Here is a 23,906-nt window from a genome sequence, read left to right on the forward strand (position 1 = left end):
ATCTTTCTCTGGTTATTGCTTATTAAAACCAAGCCGGGCCATCTTTGCGGAAAATTCCATCAAAAACCTACACCTGGTTTGGACTGGAAATCCCCCTTGCTTTTGGAAAATCGGCAGTACACCAGCTTGGCTTTTAATTAACCTTTTGTTTGGTTTTCATTACCACCTAAAGGTTCTAAATGTACTATAGAAATTCGGTCGGAATTGGGAACTACTCTACTTTCTCCACTTTCCCCTCCTTCTCCACCATCGTCACTGCCACAGGCGCCTAACCCAATGGTCACCCCTAAGCTTAAAAAAAGTGCAATAGTTTTGTTTTTCATTGAAAAATATTAGGTTCGAAATCCCGCCCTTCAGGACGGCTTTATAGTGGCATTCTAGCATCGATATCGGACAGAGAAAAAATTGCTCTGGTCCCTTTTCCGATCAACATTGTCGACCCCGACGGGGGGATTGTACTTGATCGGGAGGAGCTTGGGGCCATCTAGGGTGGTCCCCTGAGAATGTAATCGTTGAGGTTACCCCCAGCATTCAACCATTAATCACGATCGCCGACCAAGGTAATTATGGTAAATAGTAGACCTCTTTTGGAAATAATTAAATTTGATGTCGATAAATTATTCATGATTAAAATACCTACAAACGGTTATGGAAACTTTTTAAAGTTCAATCCGATTAGTGCATAATTGCTTAGCAATATCCTTGGCAAAATAGGTCAAAATTAGGTCTGCCCCTGCTCGTTTCATGCTGATGAGGGTTTCCTGCATCACCTTGTCCCCGTCGATCCATCCCCGGGCCGCCGCCGCCTTGACCATGGCATATTCTCCGCTGACGTTGTAGGCCACCACTGGTAATTTAGTATGAGATTTAATCCGACAAATAATATCTAGATAGGCCAGAGCAGGTTTGACCATCACCATATCCGCCCCTTCAAAAATATCGAGATCCACTTCCTTGAGGGCTTCCCGGGCATTGCCCCCGTCCATTTGGTAGGTTTTCTTGTCCCCAAACTTGGGGGCAGAATCTAACGCATCCCGAAATGGACCATAGTAAGCAGAAGCGTATTTGGCGGAGTAGGCAAGGATACCCACATTGATCCAGCCCTCTTTATCTAGGGCTTTACGAATAGCCCCAATGCGGCCATCCATCATGTCCGAGGGGGCTACAAAATCAGCCCCGGCCTCAGCCTGGACTAGGGCCTGTTTCACCAACACCGCCACTGTTTCATCGTTGAGAATTTGTCCATCTTTCACAATGCCATCATGGCCTTCACTACTGTAGGGATCCAGGGCAATATCCGTAATGACCACCAGTTGAGGAAACTTTTGTTTGATGGCCCGCACCGCCCGGGGAATTAGCCCCTGGGGATTGTAGCTTTCAGTGCCCGCATTATCTTTCTGGTCATCGGCAATGAGGGGAAAAAGGGCGATCGCCTTAATACCCAAACTGGTTATCTGCTCCAGCTCGGTTAGCAAAAGGTCTAGGGAATAGCGAAAACATCCTGGCATAGCATTTACCTGCTGTTTTCTATTCTCCCCTTCCATGACAAACATAGGATAAATCAGGTCATCGACCGTCAACACGGTTTCCCGGACCATTCTCCTCAGTCCTTCTGTTCTTCGTAACCGTCGAGGCCTAGGGACAAGTTGCATAGCCTCCCCATTGGGCAAGGGGTGTTGCGATGCAGAATCAACGATGGTTCTAGTTGGTCCGGAGGCAGAAGATAAAACCATGGCCTATGTCTTGATAATGATTATCATTTTAGTATACAGTCCTATCTTGTCTATCAACGGGAACTCTTTAGACATTTTTTTGCACTTTAATTCAATTTACCTCAAAATTTATCGTCCATGGCGCTAATTCATGGCGTTAATTTTTACCGTTGTTGCCAACTCTGACTGCACCACTGAGCCTGTTTCTTGAAAAGTTTTGACCGGGGCCACTTCCCCCTCCACTGGGCTGCAATAGGCTGGAATGGCACTGGCCACTAAAGCAATGTGGCGATCGCCAACGGCCAAACCATGGGTGGGATCATAGCCCCGCCACCCGGCCCCTGGTAAGTACACTTCTGCCCAGGCATGCAGTTCCCATTGATTAATTTCTGGATCCCCCACTTCATAGCCACTGACAAACCGAGCAGCCAAACCCATAGCCCGACAGATTTCCATAAACAACACGGTCAAATCTCGACAGGAGCCTTCCCGACTGCGCCAAGTGACCCCCGCTTCCCAAGGTTCCCCCATTGCCCGTACTGTATAGGTACAATGTTCGTATAACTTTTGGGTTAAATTTTGCAAAAAGGTAATCGGTTGCCGTTGACAATCGTGGGCAATATCTTGAGCCAGCTCCACCGCCACCGGATCAAGACGACCTTCGTAGGGCACAAGATAACCCCGCAGTTGTTGCGCCAAGGATTGGGGATAGTCGAACGGTAACTTTAACGCCCACGGTTCCAGCAAAAAGTTAAACGGATTTTCCATGGTGGTTTGGATAACAGATTCCACGGAGATCGCGAGTTTTTTCGTAGGGTCAGTGAACCAAATTTTTTGCTCCGCATTGCCGTCCAAGGTTGTAATTTCTGCTAAATCAGTGGGGAGGGGATCAACGGTCAAATTATAAGTGAGTAAATTCTGCCAACCGTTACTGCGGGGTCTTAACCGTAAGCGATGGGGACGCAAATAAACAGACTGATTGAAGTTATATTCGGTGTAATGTTCGATGCGATAAGTAGCCATAAATATTAATAATAAGAATAATAAGAATTTAACTTTAGAGTAAATTTTAAGACTGTTATGACAATATTTAGTTTGACAAAACTCGGTAAACTTCTAGGGTTTTTCTGGCTGTATTATCCCAAGAAAAAATCTTACTTCTAGCTAAACTTTTTTGTCTTAATTGATTCTGCCAATCTGGATCACTAACTATTTTTTTCAATGCTAACGCCAATGCGTGGGTGTCCTGAGGATCTACCAAAACCCCATTATCCCCTACCACTTCCGGTAATGATCCACCATTGGAAGTGATTATCGGTAGGCCAAAGTTCATGGCCTCCACCACCGGCAGACCAAAGCCTTCATAAAAAGATGGGTAAACGAAGGCTGTAGCTTGCTGATAAAACATCCCTAGCCATTGGTTGGAAACATAGGCTAAACGATGGATTTGATCACCATAGGGAGAATTGGCGATCGCCGTTAGGATTGGTTCATATTTCCAGCCCAACTGACCAATCAATACTAATTGATGGGGAGCTTTGGTAGCTTTTTTAAATAGGTTGAAGGCGGAGATGAGACCAACGATGTTTTTACGGGGTTCTAAGGTGCTGACAAACAAGAAATAGGGTAATTGGAAATTGTAGGGAATTCTAGCAGAAAGTGAATCATTACTTAGCTCAAATGCCAGCGGCGATGTTGTTGGGGATGGTGGCAAACCTTGGTAACGGCTAGCTTGGGGTGTAACAAAAATTTTTTCTGGAGGAAATTGATAATATTCAATAATTTCTCTTTTTGTATTTTCAGCAAAGGTTAGAATGCCATGGACAAAAGGTAAACAGCGTAAAATTCTTTGGTGATAGCGTTGGACAATGGGGGGGACAAATTGAGGAAACTTGAGAAAAGTTAAGTCATGGATTGTCAACAAATTAATGCTCTGCTGACTAGGGAAAATATAGTGGTCTGTGCCATGGATCAAATTAGGTTGACCTAAACATTGTTCCAACAAATTTAAAATAGGATTAGGAAAACTTGTTAGGCGATCGCTCAGGGTGACGGGCAGAGGTAAGCAAATACAGTGATCAAATTCAGATAAATAATTATTTTTCTGCCACCGTCCCCGCAACCAATCTTTGAACCCTGGTTGATAATAAATTTGTAGGGAAAACTGTCCTTGGAACTGTTGACTATACTGCAACTTATTTAAGGCCTGCAGCAGGCTGAGGTTATAAAAGCCAATGCCGCTTAATTGACCTCGTATCGCTGTGGCATCCACACAAACTTTTAGCATCACTGATTAACTTTCCTGATTATTTGGTAATTGCCAAAACTTTAAGCAGGAGAATTTGTTAGGGGTAAAGTAAAGTAAATCTCCGCTCCTTGATCAACAGCAGTATTTAAGCCGATCTGGCCACCATGGGCCGTAATAATTAACTTACAAACATATAATCCCAAACCCAATCCCAAAGGATTATTGTCCCGATCACCCCGTTGATAACGCTCAAAAATTCGCTGGGCCATGGCCGGATCAATACCAACTCCATTGTCCTTCACCCGACAAATTAAAACGTCCCCTGGAGCAGTAACGGTGATGGTAATTTCCAATGGCTCCGTTCGGGGTGGGGGGTTATATTTAAGGCTATTGGCCAATAAGTTTTCCAACACCCGCCAGATAAAGTTAGTATCCCCAGGAATTGGAGGTAAATTTTCCGCCAGGTTTAGGTTGAGCCTCACTTCTTGCTCCCTTAATCCCAGGGACCATTCTGCGGCAAAATCCTTCACCAGTGTGGCTAGATTCAGTTGTCGCAACACCAAGGGAACCCCCTGCTGTTCCCAATGTTGACTTTCCACCAAGGAGTTAATCAGAGCCAACTGCCGTTCACAACTACGGACCATTTGCTCCAAGGTTTGGCGGGGCAAACAAAGTTCTGTTTCCTCGGGATCGGCTCGTTTGAGACAATTGTTCAACACCATGGAAAGTCCCAACACTGGATTCCGCAGATCGTGGGACACCACCCGCAGGGAAATCTCCAGAGATTGTTCTGCCCGCCTCCGCTCTTGAATTTCTGCTTGGAGTTGATGCTTTTGTTGTTGCAGTAGCAATTGATGCTCAATGCGGGCCAATACTTCCTCCATCTGAAATGGCTTAGTGATGTAATCAGCTCCCCCCAGGTTAAAAGCTTTAACTTTATCCAACACATTATCCAAAGCGCTGATAAAAATAATGGGAATGTCCTGGGTACTGGGATTGGATTTTAACCGGGCACACATTTCATAGCCGTTCATCCTGGGCATATTCACGTCCAGCAAGATCAGGTCCGGTGGGCATTGTTCAATGCTTTTTAGGGCAAAACTAGCGTCTAATGCCTTGCGAATAAGATAACCATGGCCCGATAGAAGATTGGCCAATAGGCGCACATTATCGGGGGTGTCATCAACGATAAAAAGGGTTTTACGGACCTGGCCCATGGCGATCGCCTTCTGAAATTGACAGTGGAGAAAGGGTAAGGGTAAGCCTAGCCGGACGGCAAACACGGTTTTCAGCCAAGCTTCCCCAGTCCCATCAACTAGGCTGGGTCAAAGGGATGGGATACCCAAGGCTGGATTCAAGGGCCAGGAAAATTTGCTCAAATCGGTATTCCCGGGCCCAGGTGGCCAAAAGTTGGGCTAGGGACGGCGGCAGGGTCGGCAGGGAGCCAATTAAGGTGATGAGGGCATCCTCATTGCATTCTAGGGCGATCTTGGCCATCTGTTGTCGCCAGGGGCTGGGGGTCTCGGCCAATTGTTCCGCCAAAGAAGGAGCGGTGATGGCGGGAAAAGGCTTGGGAGGGGAGGCGATCGGTTTAGCCTGGGGAGGCAGGGCTATGGCTAGATGCTTGGCCAAGAGAGCAATTAATTTTTCTTGTCGAAAGGGTTTACTCAAAAAGTCATCACAGCCAGCGGCTAGAATCTCGGCTCTTTCTTCTTCAAAGGCACTGGCGGTAAGGGCAATGATAATGGTGTGATGTCCCTGGGGGGTAGCCTTAATTTTCCGGGTGGCACTGCGACCATCTAGTACTGGCATTTGCATATCCATTAAAATTATCTGGGGTTGCCAGCTTTCCCAAAGGGCGATCGCCATAGCCCCGTTTTCCGCCTCTTGGACAATGAAACCCTGGGCTGTGAGCAATTGTCGCAGAAGTAAGCGACTTTCCTGGCGATCATCTACCACAAGAACTTTTTGATTATGTTGATTGAGGGGAGGCAGAATTAAGGTCGATGGCTCCAGATTAGTCTCGGGAGCGGGCACCATTTGTACCGGAATGGCAAAAAAGAAGGCACTGCCCTGATCAACTTTGCTCCGCACCTGAATTTCGCCCCCCATTAACTGAACAAACTTTTGGCTAATGGGTAACCCCAAGCCGTTACCTTGGGAAGACTTTAGTCCCGTTTCTGTCTGGGCGAAGGGCACAAAGAGCTTATCCATTTCCTGGGGCGCAATGCCCGGGCCAGTGTCCGCCACCAAAAAATGCAGCCAAACAGACATGCCTTCTTCCTTGTCGGGATGGGGAGTAGCACCGGTGAGACATTTAACTTTGAGGGTGACACCACCTTGGGCCGTAAATTTAATTGCGTTGGCCAATAGGTTAATCAACACCTGGCGCAACTTCCCCCCATCTGCCTTAATCCATTGGGGCACTTCTGGCGCTCTTTCCACCTGGATTAGCAGTTCTTTTTCCTGGGCCCGCAGTTGAAAAAGGGCTTGCAAGTTATCCAACAGACGGTGGCAATCAATGGCCTTCTCGTTCAAAGTGGTGCGCCCCGCCTCGATTTTGGACATTTCCAAAATATCGTTAATTAGTTCTAGTAAATGCTCACCACTACGGTTAATGATGTCTAGGGTGGGACGATGGGGGGCCAGATTAGGATCTCGGTACAATAGTTGACTAAAACCGATGATGGCATTGAGGGGAGTCCGCAGTTCATGGCTAATGCTGGCTAAAAACTCCGTTTTGGCCCGGTTGGCCGCATCCGCCGCATCCTTGGCTTTAGTTAATGTGGTCTCCGCTTGATGGCGGGCCTGGGCGATCGCCAAAAATTGTCCCACCAGCTTAGCTAGATTTAGTTCCTCAGCGTTCCAGGGATAATTATTGTGGATATGAACCAAGCTAATGTAGCCCAACACCTGGGCATCTTTGACCATGGGCACCACCAGAATGGTTTTAACCAGATCAAATTGGAGGGAAGCCCGATCCACTTTGGCTTCCGGTGGCATCTGCTCCACATCCTCCACCAAAACCCCGTCACTGTTCTGTAAATTAGCCCAGATCCAAGGGTAGGTGGAAACCGGTACCCTTTGAAAAGTTGACAACCGGGGGGCAATGCCCACCTCGCACCATTCTTCCGCCATACGCAAACAGTCCTGGGCGGGGTCGTGGTAAATCAAATGGGTCCTTTGACAACCGAATAATAGCCCCAACTGCTCTAGGGCAAACCCCACCGCAGTGGACCAGTCTTTTTCCAATAACGTTCTGGCAATAGACCGCAGACAATCTTCCCGTTCCAACCGTTGCTCCAAAACTCCCCCCTGGCGATCGCCCCGTATCCTAGGATTTGACCCTTCCTGCCCGTTGGGGACAGCCCCAAAGTGATACCCTTAAAGATGGCAAATTTGACCAAAACTAAACAGTAATCCTGTAGTCTAACTATAAACAAATTCCTAGACAATCAGCATGGTAGCCGTAAAAGAAGCAACTAACGTTGGCAAAATCACCCAGGTCATCGGGCCTGTAATTGACGCTCGATTCCCCAGTGGTAAATTGCCCCGTATTTATAATGCCCTTAAAGTCCAAGGCAGAAATTCTGCTGGTAACGAAGTAGCTGTTACCTGTGAAGTGCAACAGCTTCTCGGCGACAACCAAGTCCGCGCCGTAGCCATGAGTTCCACCGATGGCCTCGTGCGGGGTATGGACGTGGTGGATACCGGTGCCCCCATTAGTGTTCCCGTCGGCACTGGCACCCTCGGTCGTATTTTTAACGTTCTCGGTGAGCCTGTTGACAACAAAGGCCCCGTGCCCGCTGGTGAAACTTTCCCCATTCACCGCCCCGCTCCCAAATTGGTGGATTTGGAAACCAAGCCCCAAGTATTTGAAACCGGTATTAAAGTAATTGATCTGCTTACTCCCTACCGTCAGGGTGGCAAAATTGGTCTCTTCGGTGGCGCCGGCGTAGGCAAAACCGTGATTATGATGGAATTGATCAACAACATCGCCATCCAGCACGGTGGTGTATCCGTATTTGGTGGAGTAGGAGAACGGACCCGGGAAGGGAATGACCTCTACAACGAAATGATCGAATCCAACGTAATCAACGCCGAAAAACCAGAAGAGTCAAAAATCGCCCTGGTGTACGGTCAGATGAACGAACCCCCCGGGGCTCGGATGCGGGTGGGCTTAACCGCTTTGACCATGGCGGAATATTTCCGGGACGTCAATAAGCAAGATGTGTTGCTCTTCATTGACAACATTTTCCGTTTCGTCCAAGCTGGTTCAGAAGTGTCTGCGCTGTTGGGCCGGATGCCCTCTGCGGTAGGTTACCAGCCCACTCTAGGTACGGACGTTGGGGATTTGCAAGAGCGGATTACCTCCACCAAGGAGGGTTCCATCACCTCTATCCAAGCGGTGTATGTACCGGCGGACGATTTGACTGACCCCGCCCCCGCCACCACCTTTGCCCACTTGGACGGTACCACTGTGCTTTCCCGTGGTTTGGCTGCTAAAGGTATTTATCCGGCGGTAGACCCCTTGGATTCCACCAGTACCATGCTCCAGCCCTCCATCGTTGGGGAAGAGCACTACAACACTGCCCGGGAAGTGCAATCCACCCTGCAACGCTACAAAGAATTGCAAGATATCATTGCTATTCTCGGCTTGGATGAATTGTCTGAGGAAGACCGTTTGACCGTAGATCGGGCCCGGAAAATTGAGCGTTTCCTTTCCCAACCCTTCTTCGTTGCTGAAGTATTTACCGGTGCCCCCGGCAAGTACGTTTCTTTAGCTGACACCATCAAAGGTTTCAAAGCTATTTTGGCTGGTGAATTGGATGATTTACCGGAGCAAGCTTTCTACCTGGTGGGAGACATCGAGGAAGCTAAGGCCAAAGGTGCCAAGCTCAAAGAAGGCTAAGTTAATGGCCTGGGGTCTAAGTTAGGGAATAGTTAGGGGGAATAACAGTGGTTCTCTAGGATGACCATCGTTTAGTGTCCCCCCTTTCCCTCACAGGCGATCGCCAGTTGTTTGCATAGAAACGCTATCAAAGGGAAATTCCTAAAAATGACGTTAACAGTACGGGTAATCACACCGGATAAAGTGGTTTGGGACGAAGAAGTGCAGGAACTCATTCTCCCCAGCACCACCGGTCAACTGGGTATCCTCAGTAACCACGCTCCCCTGCTCACCGCTTTGGAAATTGGGGTGATGCGGGTGCGCCCCGGTAAAGACTGGCAGAATATTGCTGTCATGGGGGGCTTTGCCGAGATAGAAAATAATGAAGTCAAGGTATTGGTCAACGGAGCTGAATTGGGCACCAACATTGATGCTGAATCAGCCCGCCAAGCCTATGCCGAAGCCCAAGGGGCCTTGGAAGAAGCCAACCGGGGGGAAGATAAACCTAGTCAACTCAAGGCTTCCAATAACTATAAAAAGGCCCGGGCCCGGCTCCAGGCAGCCGGCGGTGCAGTCTAGCCATTGCCGTTGTCGGTTAATCATTGGTGAAACCAACTTTTTGAACCAAGGTCTTCCCCGTGTTGAGTCATTGTTAACATAGGGAGGGCTTTTGTTTTGGCCACAAATTTTTGCTTCCCCCAGTTTTACCCCACGTCCTATCACTGGGGACTGTAAAAACCCGATCGCCGTCAATATTTCATGAAAAATTTGTCTAGAATCCCTAAAGCCCTATTTTCTGGCCCCAATGCCCGGCAACGGTTTGCTCTGCTGGCGGCCCTGGTGATGGCGATCGCCGTTTTTAGCAATGTTTATCTCAATCCTGCCATTGCTAGGGATCTGGGAGGCCAACCCAAAACCCATGACCAATTAACTTTTCCACCTTTACCGGAAATCACCCTGCCGGACTACGAACGCTATACCTTGCCCAATGGTTTGGTGGTTTATCTGATGCCTGACCGGAGACTGCCCCTGGTGTCTGGCTCCGTGGTGATGCGGGTAGGCTCCCGTTGGGAACCGGCGGATCAGGTGGGCTTAGCCCAGTTAACTGGGACAACCATGCGCCTGGGAGGGACAGAAAAATATCCCCCAGGGGAACTTAACACTCTGTTGGAGCAAAAGGCCGCCGCCATCGAAACCAGTATTGGCACCGCTTCCGGTTCCGCCAGCTTTTCTGCCCTGAGTAAGGATTTTGACCAGGTATTTGATCTGTTTGCCCAGGTAGTTCAAAACCCAGCCTTTGATGAAGCCCAAATTAGCTTGGCTAAGAACCAAATTCGAGGCGGCATTGCCCGTCGTAACGATGATCCAGGGGATATTGCCAGTCGGGAATTTATCAAAATGCTCTACGGCCCCACCAGTCCCTACGCCCGGACAGTGGAGTACCAAACTTTAGCCAATATTGACCGCCAGGATATTGTCGATTTTCATCGGCGCTACATCCGTCCTGACCAAATGATTTTGGGCATTGTCGGAGACTTTAACGGCGAAACCATTAAGCAGACCATTGCGGAAAGGTTTGGTAATTGGCAGGTGTCGGGCACTGCGCCCCAATTAACGCCGCCGGACGCTAGCCAAGTTAATGACAGTGAAGTTTTTTTGGTGGATTTACCCCACGTTACCCAGAGCAACGTTCTACTGGGACAAATTGGCGGCATGGTGGACAGCCCTGACTATGCTTCTCTATCGGTGATGAATGGGGTTTTAGGGGGCTTTGCCGGACGGTTATTTAACAATATCCGTTCCCAACAGGGCTTAGCCTATAGCGTTTCCGGTAGTTGGCAGGCCCGCTATGACTACCCGGGTTATTTTCTGGCCGGCGGCCCCACCCGTACGGAAACCACAGTGCAATTTCTCCAATCTTTACTAGAGGAATTTGAGCAGCTACGGACTACAGAAGTGACTCCGACGGAATTAGCCTATGCCAAGGACTCGATTTTGAATTCCTTTGTGTTTAACTTTGAACAACCAGGGCAAACCCTTTCCCGTCTGATGACCTATGAGTATTATGGGTATCCGGAGGATTTTATTTTCACCTACCAACAGGCTGTTATGGATACTACGGTGGAGGATGTGCAACGGGTGGCGGCTAAGTATCTTCGCCCGGAACAGATGATTGCGGTCATTGTGGGGCAAGGTGATGGCCTTAGGCCAAAACTAGAGGCCCTAAATCGCCGAGTGGAAGTTTTGGACATTGCTATTCCTGAAGCCAATAGTTAATAGGGCTATGGCTGGCGTTGGCAAAAAAACAGGGGTGGTGGTCACAGGCATTGGTTTACGTACTGGCCTAGGCGATCGCCAAGAAACCTGGCAGCAATTATTACAGGGCCAAACGGCCATCAAGCTGGAACAACCTTTTCTTAATTTGCCACTGTTACCCCTTGCTCTACTGGGGAATTGCCCTTGGGACCTGGAGCAATTGATGCCGGATTTAGTCCGGGCAGCCCTTAACGATGCCCAGCTTAATTGCAGCACCAAAACCTGGGGAGTGGCGATTGGTTCTAGTCGGGCGAGCCAAGGCCATTGGGAAGATTGGGTAAGCAGTAATGCCCACCCTTCAGCACCGCCCAATTTTTCCCCCGTTGATTGGTGGCAAACTCTTCCGGATCAAGCCGCCCGTTTAGCGGCCCAACTTTTGCCAGAAGTGGAGGTGATGCAGTCTCCCATGGCCGCCTGTGCTACGGGGCTGTGGGCGATCGCCAAAGGGGTGGATCTCATCAGGGAAGGTTATTGTCAAAGGGTTTTAGCTGGAGCTGTGGAGGCCCCCATTACGCCCTTGACCCTAGCGGGTTTTAGTAGAATGGCCACGTTGGCCCGGGATGGTTGTTATCCCTTTGATCGCCAACGGCAAGGTTTAGTGTTGGGGGAAGGGGGAGCCCTGTTGGTGCTGGAAACCCAGGAATTAGCCCAAAGCAGAAAGGCGAGAATTTACGGCGAAATTTTGGGTTGGGGTTTTAGTTGTGATGCTCTCCACCGCAGTACCCCCGCCTTTGATAACCGTAGTGCCCAAAAAGCTGTGGAGCATTGCCTTGCCCGCAGTGGTTTAACCCCAGAGCACATTGACTTAATCCATCCCCACGGCACCGGCACCTCCTTTAATGACCGACGGGAAGCCGCTTTAATCCAAACTCTTTTTCCTCAAAATCCCTCCATTACTTCCAGCAAAGGTGCCACTGGCCATACCCTAGGGGCCTCAGGGGCGATCGCCGTAGCTTTAACTTTATTAAGCCTTCATCAGCAAAAATTGCCTCCCTGTGTTGGTTTGACAGAACCGGAATTTCCTCTAAACTTTGTCGGCGTTGAATCAGCTCAGCAAGCAACTAACCCTTTAAGCTATGGTCTCTGTCTCAGTTTTGGCTTTGGCGGTCAGAATGGGGCGATCGCCGTGGGCAATGGCATCGAATGAATAAAATGAGCCAGGAGTCAAGCCTCGTTGACAAAAATTAACATTATGTTTACTATGAAGTGGATAAGGTTATAGAAACCCAACAGACTTCCTTTGCAAGAACTATTAAGGGCGCAAGTTTTAGGGGTTTCGGTACCTTCCATTGACATTGAGTTCTCCTAGATATGCCCTCGGTTATGCCGGGGTATTTTTTTGTCCATCTGACTATTGTTGTTTAATCCCGCTGGATGGACTTAATTACTTCCCCCTGGGTATTCACTAAATCGATCAGCAATGGCATTTGTCCCGCCGCATGGGTGGAGCAACTGAGACAGGGATCGTAACAACGAATGCCCGCTTCTACCCGGTTTAAAAAGCCTTCCTGCACATTGTTATTACGGATGTAATATTTAGCAATCTGGGCCACGGTTTTATTCATGGCTAGGTTATTGTTGCCAGTGGCAATGATCAGGTTAACTTTTTCAATTAAGCCATCTTTATCTACTTTGTAATGGTGGAATAAGGTGCCCCGGGGTGCTTCACTCACCCCCACCGCTTCAGTACAATTGATTTCCGCCCTGGCCCGGCAATTTTTCGAGAGAATATCCCCATCATCCATCAATAATTCAATGGCTTCTAAGCAGGCCAAAATTTCCACTAAGCGGGCGTAATGGTAGAAGAAGGAAGATGTAGCCACACCGCCAGCCCGTTGTCGATACTCGTCCAATTCTCGATCTGCTTCGGCGGTGCCAATGTAATGGCAAACATTGAGACGAGCTAAGGGCCCCACCCGATAAATGCCATCGGGATAGCCCAGGGGTTTGTAGTAGGGAAATTTTAAATAGGACCATTTTTCCACCGATTCCCCAATAAAATCAGCGTAATTATCTTCACTGAGATTATCGGCCACAATATTGCCTTCACTGTCCGTAAACCGCAAATGGCCACCATAATGTTCCCATTCATTGTTTTTGCCCACTAAGCCCATAAATAGAGAAGGAAATTTACCAAATTCTGCCACTTCTGTTTCAAAACGATCCAACAGATCTTTAAACAAATTTAAAGCTAGATAAATGGTTTGTTTTGCCTCTGGTAAACGATCCACAATCCACTGTCTTCCCTCTTCTGACAACGGCGATCGGACTCCCCCCGGCACTGACCAAGCAGAGTGAATTTTCTTAGCGCCTAAAAGTTCAATTACCGTTTGGCCAAATTGCCGTAAACGGATACCAGCCCTAGCTAAATCAGGGTCGGAGGCGATTAGTCCAAAAACATTGCGGGTGGCGGGGTCACTATCCCAACCCAACAAAAAGTCAGGACTACTGAGATGGAAAAAACTCAGGGCATGGGATTGGGTGATTTGTCCTAAATTCATCAAGCGCCGTAGTTTTTCGCCGGCCGGAGGGATTTGCACTGCTAACAATTTATCTCCGGTTTTAGCAGCACAGAGAAGATGACTGACGGGACAAATGCCACAAATACGGGCGGTAATACCGGCCATTTCCCACATGGGGCGGCCTTCACAGAATTTTTCAAAACCCCGATACTCCACCACATGGAAGCGGACGTCGTCCACATTTCCCTGATCGTTGAGAAAAATAGAAATTTTGGCGTGGCCTTCAATGCGGGTGACGGGATCAATAACAATGGTTTTAGACATGATAGCAAGCCAAATAATGTAATAATTTTTCTGACAAAATAATTGAATAAAATCAACTGCTATTGGTGACAACTAATTTTATTCCAGGGAAATTTTGTTGTACGAAATTAAAAAATTTTTTATCGCAGGTATGGAAGTCTATATCTAATCTTTCTGATAAAGCTAAATAATGGGCATCATAGGTGGTAGGTAATTGGAATTTTTCGGCGATCGCCAAAGCATCTTGATGTAGTTCTGAGTTTGGATAAAGTTCAATGCCAAGATTAAAAGTTTCTGTAAGAGCAATTTGAGCTTGACTGTAGGTAATCTGTTTAGTCCTGTTTAAATGCCATAAAACATTAGTTACTTCGTAGTTGATTAGATCAGTAGCAATAATCTTAATATTTGCATTACACCATTCATTCCACATCTCAAGGTAGATAGTTTCCTCATAGTATCCAACAAGAAGTCGGAGGATGAAGTTTGAATCAATACAAGTCATTGAGTAACTTTGATTGATCATATCAGGAATTATTCTCCAAAACAGGTTTGCAGAACATCTTGGGTTCTTTCCTTCCGCATCTCTTCAATGATTTCATTTATGGGAATATCAAAAGGTTTTCCCTGACGAGAGGCATAAATTTACTGACGATTGACTTCAATTTTTTCCATAACCTCTCCTCTGGGGAGAGACTCTGAATTATCTGGAGCAAGGATTCTACTAATTGAATATTCACCGTTAGATCTCCTGAATAGCAATTCTACAAACCGTCGGGAAAACTTAATTTTAACCAAACTTAATCATGGCCCGCCCTTCCATCAGGGGATGTTCCCCATTTAATAATGGTTCTAACGTTGCTCGAATGCGGTGGGCATCGGGGGGACAACCAGGCATAAAAATATCCACAGGAATAACTTCATGTAGGGGAAGAACTTTGTCTAATAGGGGCGGTACAATACCAGGTTCATTAGGCAGTTGAGGCGTGCCATCTCCTAGTTCAATATAGGCTCGTCGTAAAACGGGATCGCTACCTTTGAGCATATTACGCATACCCGGGACATTGGCAGTTACCGCACAATCCCCAAAGGAAATAACTACTTTAGTTTTTTTCCTTAACTCTAGGGCCAGCTCTAAATTTTCCTCATTGGCGATCGCCCCTTCCACTAAGCAAATATCAACATTGTCGGGATATTCTTTGAGGTCGGAACCAACGGGACTAAAAACCACATCTACCTTTTGAGCTAAATCGATTAACCATTCGTCCATATCAAGGAAGGACATATGACAACCGGAACAGCCGGCAAGCCAAACGGTAGCAAAACGAATTTTAGACATATTTTTAGGGTTTATTAATGTTGCCTATAGCAAAATCAAGTTGTTGAAAATTAACGAATCCATTCCTTTTCTTTGCGGGCGGTGGCTAAAAATTCCACTTTACGGCGATCGCCAATTTTTTCAGCGGTGGTTTCACCTTTATGGAAGATAGAACCGGTGGGACAGGCATCCACGCATTTGCCACAGGAAGTACAGGCATCAACAGTGCCCCAAGGCTGGTTTAAACCGGAAATAATTTTGCATTCTGCGCCCCGGTAAGCCACATCCCAAACGTGGGCCCCCTCGATTTCATCACAGACCCGCACACAACGGGTACAGAGAATACAACGGTTATGGTCAATACCAAATAAGGGATGGGATAAATCCACTTCCCGCTTGGGAAATTGATATTTAAATCGGCTGTGGTCCATGCCCACAGTGATGGCCATATCTTGCAATTCACAGTTGCCGTTAGCCACACAAATGGCACAGACATGGTTACCTTCGGAAAAGAGTAATTCCACTGTCATACGCCGGTAATCTTGCAACTTTTCTGTGTTGGTGCGAACCACCATTTCTTCACTCACAGCGGTAACACAGGCAGGCATCAGTTTATTCGTGCCTTCTACCTCCACCATGCACAAACGACAGGCCGCCGCTTCGGAAACCCCCTCTAAATGGCAAAGGGTGGGAATGGGAACCTCAGCTTCCTTGGCAGCCTGGAGCACCGTAGCCCCTTCTTCAATGGCGATCGCCTTGTTATCAATGGTTAAGGTAACAACAGACATTGGACAAAACTCCTCTGAAAAATAAATTAACTAAATTGTTCCAGTAGCCAGCGCATTACTTCCCCATGGTTGGTTTGGCGTGTCTTGAGCAAGGCTTCTTCCAAAATAGTTAGTTTTAATCCCGGCAAAACCAGGGATTCTCGAATTTGGTAGCTCCCTTGATTTTCCATTTTAAATCCCAGGATTTTAGTGGTCTTCACATCCACAATCCAATATTCCTTAACGCCTAATTCTTCATAAAGTAGCCGTTTTTGTCCTTGATCATCAGCTAAGGAAGTATTAGCAATTTCGATCACTAAATCAGGGGGAGGATAGTCATTTAAGTTGACGATACCTGTTCCATAGGGAATAGCCATAGCATTGTCCCCCACATGGCAGGAAATATCAGGTTGTACTTCCCATTGACTAGGTTTACGGTAACTACAGGTATCTCTAATCGTTACCGAAATGTTTTTTAAGGCGACATAGAGACCGAGAGCATTATTCACAAGGCCATAGTCTCCAGCATGATCGCTACTAATAGGAGACATTTCTATTCTCAATTGATTTTGATAGTAGTAAAATTTTCCTTTTTGGTAATTAGAATCGTCCGTGGCTTGAATAAATTCTTCCCAGGTAGCCTTAGTCCAAGTATCACTTTTGATGGGGATGGTTAAAACAGTCATAACTTTTCAGGAGAGTCAATTTGGTCTGCAAATTACCTAACTAGACTTTAAGCAAAGCTTCATATTCATGGCGAAAATAACGCAGGGTACTAATGACAGGATTAGGGGCACTCATCCCTAACCCACACAGGCTAGTCTCTTTGACCATGTAACAAAGATTTTCCAATTTAGCTAAATCCGTCTGGGTCGCTTCTCCTTCCAGAAAACGGGTTAAAAGGTCATAAAGCTGCACCGTACCTGCTCGACAGGGAATACATTTGCCACAGGACTCCGATTTGCAAAAGTCCATATAAAACTGGGCTACGTCCACCATATTGGTGCTTTCGTCCATGACAATCATGCCCCCGGAACCCATCATGGTGCCTAGGGCCAGTAGGGTGTCGTATTCGATGGGGGTATCTAATTTATCGCCGGGAATACAGCCCCCGGAGGGCCCACCGGTTTGCACTGCTTTTACTTTGCCGCCATCGGGCACCCCGCCCCCCATTTCTTCCACCACCTGCCGCACCGTTGTCCCCATGGGCACTTCGATCAGTCCAGCATTTTCCACTTTTCCCGTCAGGGCAAAAACCTTGGTCCCCTTACTTTTTTCGGTGCCAATGCTGGCATACCAATCTCCCCCTTCCCGAATAATTGGCACAACGTTGGCGTAAGTTTCCACGTTATTAATCAAGGTGGGACTTGCCCATAAACCGGATTGGGCCGGATAGGGAGGCCGCGGCCGGGGGTTGCCCCGTTTCCCTTCCACGGAAGCAATGAGAGCGGTTTCTTCCCCGCAGACAAAGGCACCGGCCCCCACCCGAATGTCCACCTTAAAATCGATGGGGGAGTCAAAAATTTGCGTGCCCATCAGGCCATAGCGCCTAGCCTGTTGTATGGCTTTTTGCAATCGTTTGATGGCTAAGGGATATTCCGCTCGGACGTAGATATAACCATGGTTGGCCCCCACAGCATAGCCGGCGATCGCCATGCCTTCAAGGATGCGATGGGGATCACTTTCCAACACACTGCGGTCCATGAAAGCGCCGGGATCTCCTTCATCGGCATTGCAGATGACATATTTTTGCTGACCGGGCATTTTCGCCACAGTGGCCCATTTCAAACCCGTGGGATAACCTCCTCCACCCCGTCCCCGCAGACCGCTTTTATCTATTTCCGTAATTACCTCCCCTGGGGTCATTTCGTGGATGACCTTATACATTTGTTCGTATCCTCCTAGGGCAATGTATTCATCGATGGATTCAGGATCAATGTTCCCGGAATTTTCCAGGGCAATATTCCTTTGGAGAGCGTAGAAAGGATGGTGGGGATCACCACTGATTAAGCCTGTTTCGGCAACTGCATCGGATTCCTGCAATTTTTTGACAATGTCCCCCACCTGATCCGGCGTGACAAATTCATACAGTTGGTCATGGTCATCCACCGCCACCAGGGGACCCCGGCCACAAAACTTCATACAACCCACCCCACAGACTTCGACTTTTTCCCCCAATCCCGCCTCGGCGATCGCCGTTTCCAGATTTTTTTTGACCGCTTCCCCCTCAGAAGAAAGACAACCAGCGGCACTGCAACAACGAATACGAGTTTTAGTTTGTTTTTGCCGTGTGGTGGAGGCAATTTCCCTTAATTCTTTAATGTCCATGGGGTTTCAACTCAATAACAATAAATCAAATAACAAAAATCAGGCAATTGCCTATCAGTAATACTTGTCAACTATTGCCCAGCCAAGGTTGTACCGCCATTAACACCGAATCTTCCGTTTGCTTACCCAAAACTTTGCCGTCATAGACCACCGCGGGGGCAATGCCACAGGCCCCAATGCAACGGGCCGTCACCAAAGACATTTGCCCATCTTCTGTCGTTTCTCCTGGTTTCAGATGAACTTCCTGATCCAGCATTTTCAACAAATCCCCCGCCCCTTTGACATAACAAGCAGTGCCTAGACAAACCACACAGGTGTGTTTCCCACTGGGTTTAAGGGAAAAAAGATGGTAAAAAGTCGCCACCCCAAACACCCGGCTCAGGGGAAGTTTCAACCCCCGGGCCACGTAGAGGAGAACATCTTCCTCCAGGTAACCAAAAATTTCCTGGGCTTTATGGAGAATTTCAATCAAGGCATCCTGACTAAATTGGTTCCGCTTCATGGTGGCATCCAACACCTTAAAACGCTTATCTCCACTGGGATGATCGGCGGATGGGGGAGTGGTTTGGCGATCAGTGGCAACGGTCATGGAAAAAGCCTCAAAAATGATCAACAGGACAGATAGAAGATGATTGGCAAAATCCCCGCTAGTAAATTAAATCGCCCAAATTACCCTTGCTGTGGCCTCCGGCCAAGGAAAAAATTCACAATCTTCCCTATCTTTCCCGCAATGGCAAACTGAATTTTTATCCAGTTGCCTTCATTGTTACATCAACTTTTTAAAAAGCGGACAAATTTTTAATTTTTTTCAACATTAATGCTTAAACATAGACAAATTTAGACAACAACAAAGTTGTTTTAGGCAACAAAATATAGCGCAAATAAACCATCTATATCTTTTCCGATCTTTGTTAATATTTCGCAATAAAAATAATAGCAACTACTCTAATTAGGTGAATAAACTTAAATGTTACTTGCCATTTCTGAGTAGATTTTGTAGATTGAATACATGGAGCCGAAGGGCTTCACTGGCAGATAAAAACAGCCACTTCCGTCCAATAAACCTAGTTTAACAAGAGAGGTAAGACCGAGCTGTTTCTTTATAAATCTGTCTCGTTTGTTTCTCAGTTCGTCGCTCAGATAGCGGACAACACCCAAGCCGAAAACAGCCACGGCCCCGATTGATAGCCATGGGAGATAGGCATTCTTGATCTTTGTGTTAAGAATTCGCAGCTCCAACCATGCTCGAGGAAAGGGGGGTCATTGGACTGGTTACTAGGTTCTGGGTGTTGTTTGGTGTTGGGATAATTTCGCTGAATAGTATTTCTTCAAGTAATATTGATTAGATAATTAGTACATAAAATTAAGCCATTTTCCTAACGCAGTCAGTTAAGCCTGGTTCAGATCTAAAACTCGCTATGGAACGGCATCAGTTCTGCCCCTGGGCAAGATGATGGTAGATGATTTTATGGGTAATCTGGCTATGATTATAAAAGGGCTTTGCCGCTTGCAGGATTTCTGTGACCCAATTGAGATCCATGATGGCATCTAAATAATCTCGTCTACTATTTTTGGCCGCGGGATGGTCGAGGAAACTGGTGGCTAGTTCCTGCATTAACGATCTGGCGGTGCCACTGCCATAGGAGCTCTCTTCGTAGGTTTGTTTGTGGAAATCCCAGTCGATGATCCAGGTAAGAATTTTTGCTTTGGCTTGGTTGACTCTGTAACTTTTAATACGATGGGTGTATTTAGCTGTGTCAACATTGCGCTTTTGACGAATGTATCGATCTGCTTTGCGGAGGTGACCTTTGCTAGCTTCCTGCAGAATTTCTTGGTCTAACATTTTATTAAATTCCCGCAGATTGTCTAGGGTGATTAAAATCGAACCAACGGAATTTTGGTGGCGCACCTGGTAAGCAGCAATGGTAAATTTATGGCTGGGAGGCAGTCGATATAATTCTCCTTTTAGATCCAGGGATTTTTTAATCAGACTAACTTCTTCCGTTGATTTTGCTTCGCTTTTAGACTGGCGATTAAGAATGGTATCCAGCCCCTGCTGTACCAAAGATTCAACTTTGATGTTACCTAGTTTTGAAAGATCTAAATTCATTTTAATTATTTGACTATACTAGCTAATAAATGGGCAGGATTATGGGCAGGGTAAAGGGAAACTTTGGAGTGCTATCTTTCCCGTCGTAAAAATTTATTAAAGAATTAGCTAGGGAGCTGTTGAAAGTTTACTTTCCCCTCCTTCTACTTTAGCAATGGAGTCTTCCTCTTGGGGCAATGGATAATAAGGTTGAATGAGCTGGAACTATGGCGGGGAATTTTCGCTAACCTTAGAGTCAGTTCCCCCAGCTATAGCTATGAAATACGTTGACGAATATCGCAATGCTCCGGCGGTGGCCCATTATCGTCAGGCGATCGCCGGGGAGATAACCCAACCTTGGACGCTGATGGAGATTTGTGGCGGCCAGACCCATAGCATTGTCAAATACGGCTTGGATACGCTGTTACCCAGGAAATTAACCCTGATCCACGGTCCCGGTTGTCCCGTGTGTGTCACCCCTATGGAGTTGATTGACCAGGCTTTGTGGTTGGCTCGGCAACCCGAAATTATTTTTTGTTCCTTTGGGGATATGTTGCGGGTACCCGGCAGTGGGGAGGACTTATTGACCGTCAAGGCCCGGGGGGGAGATGTCCGCATCGTTTATTCCCCTTTGGATTGTCTGGCGATCGCCAAGGATAACCCTAACCGAGAGGTGGTATTTTTTGCTGTGGGCTTTGAAACTACGGCCCCCGCCACTGCTCTCACTCTTTACCAAGCTAGGGCCCAACGGATTAGCAATTTCAGTGTACTTGCCGCCCACGTGTTAGTTCCCCCCGCCATGGAGGCTCTGTTGGCCAATTCTAATTCCCTAGTCCAGGGCTTTTTAGCGGCGGGCCATGTCTGCACGGTGATGGGGACAGAGATTTATCAGTTTATTGCCCAACGGTACCAAATACCTATTGTGATTACTGGCTTTGAGCCGGTGGACATTATGCAAGGCATTTTGGCCTGTGTCCACCAACTGGAGTCGGGGCAGTTTAGCTGTGAAAATCAATATCGGCGATCGGTTCAAGCCCAGGGTAATCCCCACGCTCAGAAAATTATCGAGCAAGTGTTTGAGCCAGTCGATCGCCATTGGCGGGGATTAGGCTTAATTCCAGCTAGTGGTCTGGGTCTTAAATGGGAATTCACCCCCTGGGATAGCGCGGTTAAATTTGCGCCCCTGCTGAAAACCATGGCCCCTGGGACACAGGAAACGGTATGCATAAGCGGGGAAATTTTACAGGGTCAACGGAAACCCTCTGATTGTCCAGCCTTTGGCACCACCTGCACTCCGGAACGGCCCTTGGGGGCGCCCATGGTCTCCTCAGAAGGGGCCTGTGCGGCCTACCATCGCTACCGGCAAAAATTACCGGAGCAGAGGGAAATCAGTATAGTTTAAGCTTTTGTCACTCGTTTTGTTTTTTGCCACGGCCCATCAATAGATTAAAAATACCCCAAAAGATAAAAATATTTTATTGAAATTGCTTAATATTTTATTTACAATTAAGGGCTAAACTAGCCAACAATAGTCGAACTATTGTCAGGATGAAAATAATCGTAAATTGCCTGGGCTAACTGGGGGCCAATGCCCGGTACTTCCTGTAATTGTTTAATATTCGCCTCCCGAATATAGTCCAAAGAATGGAAATGGGCTAACAATTGTTTTTGGCGGTTAAAACCTAAACCAGGAATTTCATCCAAGCGTGATCGCCGACTTTTACTCATTCTTTGTTGACGGTGAAAACCAACGGCAAATCGATGGGCTTCATCCCGCAAACGCCGTAACAACTGTACCCCAGGCTGTTCTGGGTAGGTGGGCAAAGGTTGAGATTCCCCTGGTAGAAAAATTTCTTCCCTTTGTTTCGCTAAACTAACCACTGTGAGTTTATCCAGCAAGTCCATTTCTGTCAGCACTTTAACTACTGCTGATAGTTGTCCTTTGCCGCCATCAATCATAATTAAATCAGGCCAATCCTGTTGATTATTTTTGCCTCTTGCAGAAGGCTGAAAACGACGACCAATGACTTCCGCTAAACTGGCAAAATCATCGGAATGACCAACCTTAATGGACGGATTTTTAATTTTGTAATGGCGATAATATTGTTGGGCTGGCACACCATCAATAAACACAACTTGCGAAGCCACAGCATTAGAACCTTGAATATGGGAAATATCGTAGCCTTCAATGCGTTTTGGCAAAGTTTCTAAATCAAGAATTTCCGCTAAATCTTCCAAGGCTGTAACGTTCTTAGCAGTCTGCTTTTGTAACCTTTCCAACTCATACTGGGCATTGCGCTCCACCATTTCTAGCAGTTCGGCTTTGGTTTGTCTTTGGGGCAGGTTAAAAGTTACCTTTCTTCCCCGTTGGCTAGTTAACCAATCGTTGAGCAATTCCCCATCGGGCAAAACACAGGGCAGAATAATTTCACTGGGAATTTCCACCGCTTCCACCTGTTGATAATGCTGTTCTAAAACCCTCTGTAACACTTCCCCCTTTTCTTCCACTGATTCCACTCCATCAGCGAAGAATCCCAGTCGCCCCACCAATTTTCCCGCTCGAATTTGAAACAATTGAATGGCACTAATTTGCCCGTCACTGGCCACGGCGATCGCATCTCTGGAAATTGTATCCTGGGGCAAAGAAACTTTTTGATCAGCGTTAAGTTTCCCGAGGGAATTAATTTGATCTCGAATCAGGGCTGCTTGTTCAAATTTTAAGTCCGCCGCCGCTTGTTCCATCTGCTCTGTCAATAATTGATGTAACTCCTGGGTGCGCCCCTGGAAAACCATAGCCACTTTTTGCAAAGTTTGACGGTAATCTTCCGGGGTAATTAACGCTTGACAAACCCCGGGACAACGGCCAATATCGTAATTTAAACAAGGGCGATGCTTAAATAAGGGCTGACGACGTTGCCGCAGGGGAAAAATCCGCTGTATTAACCGTAATGTTTGCCGTAAACTAAAACTATCTACATAGGGACCGTAGTAACGATCCTTTGCCTGGTTTAAACGGCGTTTTCTCGTAATAAAAATACGAGGGTAAGTCTCTGACCAAGTAATGCAAACATAAGGATATTTCTTGTCGTCTTTGAGTAGAACATTAAAGTGGGGTTGATGCTGTTTAATTAAATTGGCTTCTAGGGCTAAAGCTTCCGTTTCCGTGTCGGTAACAATGAACTCAATTTCTGCTATTTGTTGCACCATCAAAGCAATGCGGGCTGTATGGGGTTGGGAATCCCGAAAATAGGATCTAACCCTGGTTCTCAATTTTTTTGCTTTACCAATGTAGAGAATTGTTCCCTGGCGATCGCCCATGAGGTAAACCCCTGGATCCTGGGGAATTTCCTTGAGACGTTGTTCTAATAAATCGGGCTGTTGTATGAGAGGAAGAAGGGTAACAGTAGCAACCATTGATTAGTTATATGGGAAATTTTAAAGGCTGAATATCATTTCTAATCCAGATAGATGGATT

Annotated in this window: 20 protein-coding genes; 5 read left to right on the forward strand and 15 right to left on the reverse strand. The window is 46.9% G+C overall.

All coding sequences use genetic code 11. From position 1 onward, the window contains the following. Positions 1 to 137 precede the first annotated feature (137 nt). From D082_RS11845 to D082_RS11870, 6 genes are all read right to left on the reverse strand, one after another. Positions 138 to 323, reverse strand: coding sequence for a hypothetical protein (locus D082_RS11845; protein ID WP_038530838.1), 186 nt, complete (start codon positions 321 to 323; stop codon positions 138 to 140). A 336-nt stretch (positions 324 to 659) separates the two neighbouring features. Beyond that, the gene (hemB, locus tag D082_RS11850; RefSeq protein WP_038531641.1) at positions 660 to 1,652 is read right to left on the reverse strand and encodes a porphobilinogen synthase; all 993 of its coding nucleotides are present in this window, start codon (positions 1,650 to 1,652) and stop codon (positions 660 to 662) included. 204 nt (positions 1,653 to 1,856) lie between these two features. Beyond that, a complete protein-coding gene (locus tag D082_RS11855) occupies positions 1,857 to 2,735 on the reverse strand; it encodes a transglutaminase family protein (protein ID WP_028947441.1) in 879 nt (292 codons plus the stop codon). Between the two features lie 67 nt (positions 2,736 to 2,802). Further along, positions 2,803 to 3,999 (reverse strand): glycosyltransferase family 1 protein, encoded by a 1,197-nt coding sequence (locus D082_RS11860; protein ID WP_028947440.1) that lies wholly within the window; start codon positions 3,997 to 3,999, stop codon positions 2,803 to 2,805. 41 nt (positions 4,000 to 4,040) lie between these two features. Further along, complete coding sequence (locus tag D082_RS11865) at positions 4,041 to 5,243, reverse strand: hybrid sensor histidine kinase/response regulator (protein WP_238546714.1); 1,203 nt, start codon at positions 5,241 to 5,243, stop codon at positions 4,041 to 4,043. A gap of 28 nt (positions 5,244 to 5,271) precedes the next feature. Continuing rightward, on the reverse strand, positions 5,272 to 7,266 hold the full coding sequence (locus D082_RS11870) for a response regulator (protein ID WP_238546715.1): 1,995 nt from the start codon (positions 7,264 to 7,266) through the stop codon (positions 5,272 to 5,274). Between the two features lie 154 nt (positions 7,267 to 7,420). On the opposite strand from D082_RS11870, the gene atpD reads away from it, so the two are divergent. From atpD to D082_RS11890, 4 genes are all read left to right on the forward strand, one after another. Further along, positions 7,421 to 8,872, forward strand: coding sequence for a F0F1 ATP synthase subunit beta (gene atpD / locus D082_RS11875; RefSeq protein ID WP_028947437.1), 1,452 nt, complete (start codon positions 7,421 to 7,423; stop codon positions 8,870 to 8,872). Between the two features lie 147 nt (positions 8,873 to 9,019). Then, a complete protein-coding gene (gene atpC, locus D082_RS11880; protein WP_028947436.1) occupies positions 9,020 to 9,430 on the forward strand; it encodes an ATP synthase F1 subunit epsilon in 411 nt (136 codons plus the stop codon). A 264-nt stretch (positions 9,431 to 9,694) separates the two neighbouring features. Beyond that, the gene (locus D082_RS11885) at positions 9,695 to 11,128 is read left to right on the forward strand and encodes a M16 family metallopeptidase (protein ID WP_369796148.1); all 1,434 of its coding nucleotides are present in this window, start codon (positions 9,695 to 9,697) and stop codon (positions 11,126 to 11,128) included. Between the two features lie 7 nt (positions 11,129 to 11,135). Beyond that, entirely contained in the window at positions 11,136 to 12,314 is a 1,179-nt protein-coding gene (locus D082_RS11890; RefSeq protein ID WP_028947434.1) for a beta-ketoacyl-ACP synthase, read from the forward strand. A 214-nt stretch (positions 12,315 to 12,528) separates the two neighbouring features. Here D082_RS11890 and D082_RS11895 read toward each other — a convergent pair whose 3' ends face one another. From D082_RS11895 to D082_RS11935, 8 genes are all read right to left on the reverse strand, one after another. Beyond that, on the reverse strand, positions 12,529 to 13,953 hold the full coding sequence (locus D082_RS11895) for a Ni/Fe hydrogenase subunit alpha (RefSeq protein ID WP_028947433.1): 1,425 nt from the start codon (positions 13,951 to 13,953) through the stop codon (positions 12,529 to 12,531). A gap of 52 nt (positions 13,954 to 14,005) precedes the next feature. Further along, the gene (locus D082_RS11900) at positions 14,006 to 14,455 is read right to left on the reverse strand and encodes a type II toxin-antitoxin system VapC family toxin (protein ID WP_028947432.1); all 450 of its coding nucleotides are present in this window, start codon (positions 14,453 to 14,455) and stop codon (positions 14,006 to 14,008) included. Positions 14,456 to 14,719: 264 nt separating this feature from the next. Then, positions 14,720 to 15,268 (reverse strand): oxidoreductase, encoded by a 549-nt coding sequence (locus D082_RS11905; protein ID WP_028947431.1) that lies wholly within the window; start codon positions 15,266 to 15,268, stop codon positions 14,720 to 14,722. Positions 15,269 to 15,318: 50 nt separating this feature from the next. Beyond that, positions 15,319 to 16,035: a bidirectional hydrogenase complex protein HoxU gene (gene hoxU / locus D082_RS11910; protein ID WP_028947430.1), complete on the reverse strand. Its 717-nt coding sequence runs from the start codon at positions 16,033 to 16,035 to the stop codon at positions 15,319 to 15,321. 26 nt (positions 16,036 to 16,061) lie between these two features. Then, positions 16,062 to 16,700 (reverse strand): Uma2 family endonuclease, encoded by a 639-nt coding sequence (locus D082_RS11915; RefSeq protein ID WP_028947429.1) that lies wholly within the window; start codon positions 16,698 to 16,700, stop codon positions 16,062 to 16,064. Positions 16,701 to 16,740: 40 nt separating this feature from the next. After that, positions 16,741 to 18,342 carry a NuoF family protein gene (locus D082_RS11920; RefSeq protein ID WP_028947428.1) on the reverse strand — a complete coding sequence of 534 codons (1,602 nt, stop codon included), beginning with the start codon at positions 18,340 to 18,342 and terminating at the stop codon, positions 16,741 to 16,743. A 67-nt stretch (positions 18,343 to 18,409) separates the two neighbouring features. Beyond that, positions 18,410 to 18,931 (reverse strand): bidirectional hydrogenase complex protein HoxE, encoded by a 522-nt coding sequence (hoxE, locus tag D082_RS11925; RefSeq protein ID WP_028947427.1) that lies wholly within the window; start codon positions 18,929 to 18,931, stop codon positions 18,410 to 18,412. An 840-nt stretch (positions 18,932 to 19,771) separates the two neighbouring features. Next, positions 19,772 to 20,452 (reverse strand): hypothetical protein, encoded by a 681-nt coding sequence (locus D082_RS11935; RefSeq protein ID WP_028947425.1) that lies wholly within the window; start codon positions 20,450 to 20,452, stop codon positions 19,772 to 19,774. A gap of 256 nt (positions 20,453 to 20,708) precedes the next feature. Between D082_RS11935 and hypD the strand changes: the two genes are divergently transcribed. Next, entirely contained in the window at positions 20,709 to 21,833 is a 1,125-nt protein-coding gene (hypD, locus tag D082_RS11940) for a hydrogenase formation protein HypD (RefSeq protein WP_028947424.1), read from the forward strand. Between the two features lie 116 nt (positions 21,834 to 21,949). Here the strand turns inward: hypD and uvrC are convergent, their stop codons facing one another. Then, complete coding sequence (gene uvrC, locus D082_RS11945; RefSeq protein WP_028947423.1) at positions 21,950 to 23,845, reverse strand: excinuclease ABC subunit UvrC; 1,896 nt, start codon at positions 23,843 to 23,845, stop codon at positions 21,950 to 21,952. Positions 23,846 to 23,906 lie beyond the last annotated feature (61 nt).

The sequence above is a fragment of the Synechocystis sp. PCC 6714 genome, assembly GCF_000478825.2.
In the GTDB taxonomy this organism is placed as follows: Bacteria; Cyanobacteriota; Cyanobacteriia; order Cyanobacteriales; family Microcystaceae; genus Synechocystis.

Bases quoted from the DNA above. Each gene is read 5' to 3' on its own strand.
- hoxE (WP_028947427.1), bottom strand. From the start codon at position 18,931: ATGACCGTTGCCACTGATCGCCAAACCACTCCCCCATCCGCCGATCAT.
- D082_RS11900 (WP_028947432.1), bottom strand. From the start codon at position 14,455: ATGATCAATCAAAGTTACTCAATGACTTGTATTGATTCAAACTTCATC.
- D082_RS11845 (WP_038530838.1), bottom strand. From the start codon at position 323: ATGAAAAACAAAACTATTGCACTTTTTTTAAGCTTAGGGGTGACCATT.
- hoxU (WP_028947430.1), bottom strand. From the start codon at position 16,035: ATGTCTGTTGTTACCTTAACCATTGATAACAAGGCGATCGCCATTGAA.
- D082_RS11895 (WP_028947433.1), bottom strand. From the start codon at position 13,953: ATGTCTAAAACCATTGTTATTGATCCCGTCACCCGCATTGAAGGCCAC.
- hemB (WP_038531641.1), bottom strand. From the start codon at position 1,652: ATGCAACTTGTCCCTAGGCCTCGACGGTTACGAAGAACAGAAGGACTG.
- D082_RS11890 (WP_028947434.1), top strand. From the start codon at position 11,136: ATGGCTGGCGTTGGCAAAAAAACAGGGGTGGTGGTCACAGGCATTGGT.
- uvrC (WP_028947423.1), bottom strand. From the start codon at position 23,845: ATGGTTGCTACTGTTACCCTTCTTCCTCTCATACAACAGCCCGATTTA.
- hypD (WP_028947424.1), top strand. From the start codon at position 20,709: ATGAAATACGTTGACGAATATCGCAATGCTCCGGCGGTGGCCCATTAT.
- atpC (WP_028947436.1), top strand. From the start codon at position 9,020: ATGACGTTAACAGTACGGGTAATCACACCGGATAAAGTGGTTTGGGAC.
- D082_RS11885 (WP_369796148.1), top strand. From the start codon at position 9,695: ATGGCGATCGCCGTTTTTAGCAATGTTTATCTCAATCCTGCCATTGCT.
- D082_RS11860 (WP_028947440.1), bottom strand. From the start codon at position 3,999: ATGCTAAAAGTTTGTGTGGATGCCACAGCGATACGAGGTCAATTAAGC.
- D082_RS11905 (WP_028947431.1), bottom strand. From the start codon at position 15,268: ATGTCTAAAATTCGTTTTGCTACCGTTTGGCTTGCCGGCTGTTCCGGT.
- D082_RS11920 (WP_028947428.1), bottom strand. From the start codon at position 18,342: ATGGACATTAAAGAATTAAGGGAAATTGCCTCCACCACACGGCAAAAA.
- D082_RS11855 (WP_028947441.1), bottom strand. From the start codon at position 2,735: ATGGCTACTTATCGCATCGAACATTACACCGAATATAACTTCAATCAG.
- atpD (WP_028947437.1), top strand. From the start codon at position 7,421: ATGGTAGCCGTAAAAGAAGCAACTAACGTTGGCAAAATCACCCAGGTC.
- D082_RS11915 (WP_028947429.1), bottom strand. From the start codon at position 16,700: ATGACTGTTTTAACCATCCCCATCAAAAGTGATACTTGGACTAAGGCT.
- D082_RS11935 (WP_028947425.1), bottom strand. From the start codon at position 20,452: ATGAATTTAGATCTTTCAAAACTAGGTAACATCAAAGTTGAATCTTTG.